This is a genomic window from Mycobacterium talmoniae (assembly GCF_001854525.1).
GTDB classification, from domain to species: Bacteria; Actinomycetota; Actinomycetes; order Mycobacteriales; family Mycobacteriaceae; genus Mycobacterium; species Mycobacterium talmoniae.
In genome coordinates, this window is sequence record NZ_MLQM01000243.1 from 1 (window position 1) to 5,581 (window position 5,581).

Sequence of the window (5,581 nt, forward strand, 5' to 3'; positions counted from 1 at the left end):
GGGGTATCGGGGTCCACGGGCCGGGGGTGGGCCAAGGCGGCGGGTTATCAGACCAACCCCAAGCATTTCGGCATCCGGTATTCGGCGCAGGTCAAAGACACCTTCTGGGAGTTGGTGCGCGCCGGGATGCAACCGACGCAGGCCGCGGTGGTTGCCGGCGTGTCCGAGCACAGCGCACGGCGCTGGATCGAACAGGCTGGCTTCATGCCCAGAACCCCTGTTCCCGACGATGGTGAATCCCAGCCCGACGCTGACTTGGGTCCGAGTGGTCCGTTGACGTTTGTGGAGCGCTGCCGCCTCGAGGAATTACTCGAGGAGGGGTATACGAAGGCCAAAGCGGCCGATCTGCTGGGCCGGGACCGATCCACGATCTATCGGGAGGCGCGCCGGGGCGCGACCGGCCCGGCTGCGGTGTATCGCGCCGCGACCGGCCAGGACGCCGCCGAGGCAGCCCGGGCGCGGCCCAAGCTGCGCAAGCTGGAGTCCAACCCTGTGCTGCTGGCCGAGGTTCTGCAACGCTTGGAGCAGCGGCACAGCCCCGAGCAGATCGCGGGTCGGCTGCGACAGGATTTCCCCGACGATCCGGAGATGTGGGTGTCGCACGAGACGATCTATCAGTCCATGTATGTCCAGCCCCGCGGGGAGTTGGCCCGCCTGGTCAAACAGGCACTGCGTACCGGGCGGCAAAGACGCAAATCGCAGGGGCGTAAACCAGTTGAGGATCGTAGCCGGTTCAAGGCCGGCATGGTCAACATCAGCGAACGCCCCGCTGAGGCCGCCGACCGCGCCATCCCGGGCCACTGGGAAGGCGACCTGGTCCTGGGCGCGCGCAACGAATCAGCGATCGTCACCATGGTGGAACGCACCACCGGGTTCGTGATGCTGCTGCACCTGCCTGGTGATCACACCGCGGCGACTGTGGCCGAGGCGATGACCGCCAAGATCCCCGAGATCCCCGAGATCCTGCGTCGCTCGCTGACCTGGGACCAAGGCAGCGAGATGGCCTTGCACACCACGATCACCAAGGCCACCGGCCTGCCGATCTACTTCTGCGACCCGCACAGCCCCTGGCAACGCGGCACCAACGAAAACACCAACGGCCTGCTTCGCCAATACTTCCCCAAAGGCACCGACCTGTCGTTTCACGGCCCCGGCATCCTGGATAACGTCGCCGCCGAACTCAACGCCCGACCCCGCAAACGCTTCAACTGGCGCACCCCCGCCGAAGAACTCGACCGACTACTGTCAGACCCGTCCACATTCGTTGCAGCGACCACCTGAATCCAAGCGGCGTGTCGCGTATGAAACCGCACACTCGCGGGGGAGGGGTGCCGCGTCACAGCTGCACCGGGTAGTGGGGTTCGGCGATGGTCGGCACCACCGCGTGCTCGACGAAAATCGCGTGCCACAGCATGAAGATCAGCACCGTCCACAGCCGACGGCTGTGATCGGCGACCCCGGTGCGATGCTCCTCGAGCATCGTGCGCACCGCGGCGACGTCGATCAGGTGGCCGGCGCCGGTGGCGGCCACGGTGGCATACGCCCACTCCAGCAGCTCGCCGGCGCGCAGCCAGTGCCGCAGCGGCACCGGGAAGCCCAGCTTGGGCCGGTGCAGCACATGGGCCGGCACGATCGGCTCCAGCGCGCGGCGCAGCGCGTATTTCGTGGTGGTGCGGGTGATCTTGGCGTCCACCGGCAACTTCGAGGCCACCGCGAACACCTCGGGATCCAGAAACGGCACCCGCAGCTCCAGCGAGTTGGCCATCGTCATCTTGTCGGCCTTGACCAAGATGTCGCCGCGCAGCCAGGTGAACAAATCGATGTGCTGCATGCGGGCCACCGGGTCCCAGCCCGCCGACTGCGCGTACAGCGGCGCGGTCACGTCGGTGTGGGTCCAGGCGGGGGAGAAGCCGGGCAGCACCGCGCGCAGCTGCGCGTCGGAGAAGCTGCGGGCGTTGCCGTAGTAGCGCTCCTCGAGGGTCAGCGACCCGCGGTGCAGCAGGCTCTTGCCGCGCATCCCGTCGGGCAGCGGCCGCGACACCTTGCCCACCCCGCGGCGCACCGGCGCGGGCAGGTAGTCGAACGGCTTCAGCGACAACGGTTCCCGGTAGATGGTGTAGCCGCCGAACAGCTCGTCGGCGCCCTCCCCGGACAGCACCACCTTGACGTGTTTGCGGGCCTCGCGGGCGATGAAGTACAGCGGCACCAGCGCCGGGTCGGCCACCGGATCGTCGAGATACCAGACGATCTCGGGCAGCGCGGCGACGAACTCGGCCGGGCTGACCACCTTGGCGATGTGCCGGGCGCCGATCGCCTCGGCCGAGGCCGCGGCGACGTCGACCTCGGAGAACCCCTCCCGCTCGAAGCCGGTGGTGAACGTGATCAGCCGCGGGTTGTGCCGGATGGCCAGCGCGGCGATCGCGGTGGAGTCGATGCCGCCGGACAGAAACGCCCCGACGGTGACGTCGGCGCGCATGTGCTTGGCCACCGAGTCCTCCAGCACCGCGGTGATCTCGTCGTAGCGGGCCTGCTCGGTGTCGGCGCTGATCGGGGTGGCGGCGAACCGCGGCACAAAGTAGCGGGTGATCTCCGCGCCGGGCCGGTCGGGGCGGATCCGCGCGTAGCAGCCGGATTCGAGCCGACGCACCCCGGCGTGCAGGGTCTCGGGTTCGGGCACATACTGCAGCACCGTGTAGTGCTGCAGCGCCCGGGCGTCGATGCCGGTGTCCAACCCCAGCACCTCGGCCAAATCCAGCAGCGACTTCTTCTCGCTGCCCACCGCGGTGCCCCCGGGCCCGGTCGCCATGAACAGCGGTTTGATGCCGAACGGGTCGCGGGCGCAGAACAGTTCGCGACTGGTGGCGTCCCACAGCGCGAACGCGAACATGCCCCGCAGCCGCGGCAGCGCCGCCGCACCCCAGTAGTGGTAGGCGGCGACGATGGCCTCGCCGTCGCCGTCGGTGTGAAATACCGCGCCGTGCTCGCGGGTGAGCTCCTCGCGCAGCTCCAGGTAGTTGTAGATCTCCCCGTTGAACACCAGCATGTAGCGCTGCGGCGCCTCCGGCGGCCCCCACGCCAGCGGCTGATGCGAATGCGCGATATCGATGATGGACAGCCGGTTGAAGCCGAGCACCACACCGGGGTCCGCGGCCAGGTCGGTCCAGGTGCCCAGCTCGTCGGGGCCGCGGTGCCGCATCAGGTGCGACGCGCGGGACACCGCGTCGACGGCGGGCTCGGTGCCGGCCGGGGTGCACACGAGGGCCAGCAGTCCACACACAGCGCCCCAGTATGCCGCACGGCGGCGCCGACCCACCGCGGCCGCAATGGCTGGCCCTTCTCGCCGCCGCGGTTGGGCGGTGGTCTACGCTGCGTAGTATTCGATTGCTGCACTGGAGTCAGCCGACTCGTCTGTGACACAGGAGGCGCCAACGTGACACCTCGCGGGCACGGCCGTTGGGGCGGCCGGAGCCGCTCGGGAACCTTTGCTGCGGGTTCGTCCCGTCGGCGGCTCGGGCCGTGGACCCGGCGGGTGGCGTCGGTCGGCGCCCTCGGGGTGCTGGCGGTCACCATGAGCGGCTGCACCTACCAGGACGCGCTGGGCCTGGGCTGGCCGAAGGGCATCACCCCGCAGGCCGAGACCAACTACAAGTTCTGGGTCGCCGCGGTGATCGCCTGCCTGGTGGTCGGGGTGATCGTGTGGGGGCTGATCTTTTGGACCTGCGCCTTCCACCGCAAAAAAGCCACCGACACCGAGCTGCCGCGCCAGTTCGGCTACAACATGCCGCTGGAACTGGTGCTGACCGTGGTGCCGTTCCTGATCATCGCGGTGTTGTTCTACTTCACCGTGATGGTGCAGGAGCAGATGCTGCGCGTCGAGGACGACCCCGAGGTCGTGGTGGACGTCACCGCGTTCCAGTGGAACTGGAAGTTCGGCTACCAGAAGGTCGACTTCAAGGACGGCACCCTGCGCTTCGACGGCGTCGACGCCGCCCGCCAGCAGGCGATGGCCTCCAAACCCGAAGGCAAGGACGCCCACGGCGAGGAGCTGGTCGGGCCGGTGCGCGGGCTGAACACCGAGGACCGCACCTACCTGCACTTCGACAAGGTGGAGACGCTGGGCTCCACCGACGAGATCCCGGTGCTGGTGCTGCCGGTCGGCAAGCGCATCGAGTTCCAGATGGCCTCCGCCGACGTGATCCATGCGTTCTGGGTGCCGGAGTTCCTGTTCAAGCGCGACGTGATGCCCCACCCGAAGGCCAACAACTCGGTGAACGTCTTCCAGGTGGAGAAGATCACCCGGACCGGGGCGTTCGTGGGCCGCTGCGCGGAGATGTGCGGCACCTACCACTCGATGATGAACTTCGAGGTGCGGGTGGTCGAACCCAACGACTTCAAGGCCTACCTGGACAAGCGGCGCGAGGGCAAGACCAACGCCCAGGCGCTGGAGGCGATCCACCAGTCGCCGACGGCGACCACCACGCACCCGTTCGAGTCGCGCCGCGGTCAGCAGGCCCCCCAAGCGAGCAGGTAGGGATCCCCGATGCATATCGAAGCCAGGCTGTTCGAGTTTGTGTCCGCCTTCTTCGCCCTGACGGCGGTGCTCTACGGCGTGCTGACCACCCTGTTCGCCACCGGCGGGGTGGAGTGGGCCGGCACCACCGCGCTGGCGTTGACCGCCGGCATGGCGCTGATCGTGGCCACCTTCTTCCGCTTCGTCGCGCGCCGGCTGGACACCCGCCCGGAGGACTATGAGGGCGCCGAAATCAGTGACGGCGCCGGGGAACTGGGCTTCTTCAGCCCGCACAGCTGGTGGCCGGTGCTGATCGCGCTGGCCGGTTCGGTGACCGCGGTGGGTGCCGCGCTGTGGCTGCCGTGGCTGATCGCCGCCGGGGTGGTGTTCATCCTGGCCTCGGCCGCCGGCCTGGTCTTCGAGTACTACATCGGCCCCGAGAAGCACTGACCCGGCCAACGTCACGATCGGGGCAACAGTTGGTCCGCGCTCGGGTCGTCGAGCCCGCCCGGTCGGCGTGGTTGGGTAGGGTTTTCGGGTGCACAATTAGCATCGGAGTGGCTGCGGCGCGACAGCGCCGCGGTGCTGCGTGCGGCGGTGATGTAGTCGAACAGGACAGGCAGAAATGAGCGGGCCGAATCCGGGGTCGGGGGACCAAGAACTCGACGGCGAGCCCGGCCTGGACCATGCCGGGGACGCGGTCGACGACATCGACGCGATCGGCGACCTCGATGAGATCGGGGACGTCGGTAAGGCCGACGAGACCGAAGCCTATTCGCGGGCCTACTCGGCCCCGGAGTCCGAGCAGTTCGTCAGCGGCCCCTACGTTCCGGTGGATCCGCTGCTGTACGACTACGACAGCTATCCGGCGCCCGACGAGGTAGACGGCGACCACGCGCATCCGCGTTGGCCCTGGGTGGTCGGGGTGACCACCATCGTCGCGGCGATCGCGTTGGTGGTGTCGGTGGCGCTGCTGGTGGCCCGCACCGAGACCTCCGATTTGGCCACCCCGGACACCAGCACGCCGTCGGCGACCCCGCCGTCGACGTCGGCGTGGAACGACATCAGCAC

4 protein-coding genes and 1 pseudogene are annotated in these 5,581 nt (G+C 68.6%); 4 read left to right on the forward strand and 1 reads right to left on the reverse strand.

Translation table 11 applies throughout. The features are described from left to right. Window positions 1-126: 126 nt before the first annotated feature. Window positions 127-1,281: an IS30 family transposase gene (locus tag BKN37_RS25400; protein ID WP_207547296.1), complete on the forward strand. Its 1,155-nt coding sequence runs from the start codon at window positions 127-129 to the stop codon at window positions 1,279-1,281. Window positions 1,282-1,336: 55 nt separating this feature from the next. Here the strand turns inward: BKN37_RS25400 and asnB are convergent, their stop codons facing one another. Further along, window positions 1,337-3,277: an asparagine synthase (glutamine-hydrolyzing) gene (gene asnB / locus BKN37_RS25405; protein ID WP_071029863.1), complete on the reverse strand. Its 1,941-nt coding sequence runs from the start codon at window positions 3,275-3,277 to the stop codon at window positions 1,337-1,339. Window positions 3,278-3,529: 252 nt separating this feature from the next. On the opposite strand from asnB, the gene ctaC reads away from it, so the two are divergent. The 3 genes and pseudogenes from ctaC to BKN37_RS25420 form a co-directional block, all read left to right on the forward strand. Beyond that, entirely contained in the window at window positions 3,530-4,531 is a 1,002-nt protein-coding gene (gene ctaC, locus BKN37_RS25410; RefSeq protein WP_479724567.1) for an aa3-type cytochrome oxidase subunit II, read from the forward strand. A 9-nt stretch (window positions 4,532-4,540) separates the two neighbouring features. Continuing rightward, window positions 4,541-4,960, forward strand: coding sequence for a cytochrome c oxidase subunit 4 (locus BKN37_RS25415; protein WP_071029867.1), 420 nt, complete (start codon window positions 4,541-4,543; stop codon window positions 4,958-4,960). Between the two features lie 175 nt (window positions 4,961-5,135). Then, window positions 5,136-5,581: pseudogene (locus BKN37_RS25420) on the forward strand (hypothetical protein); the annotation flags it as partial.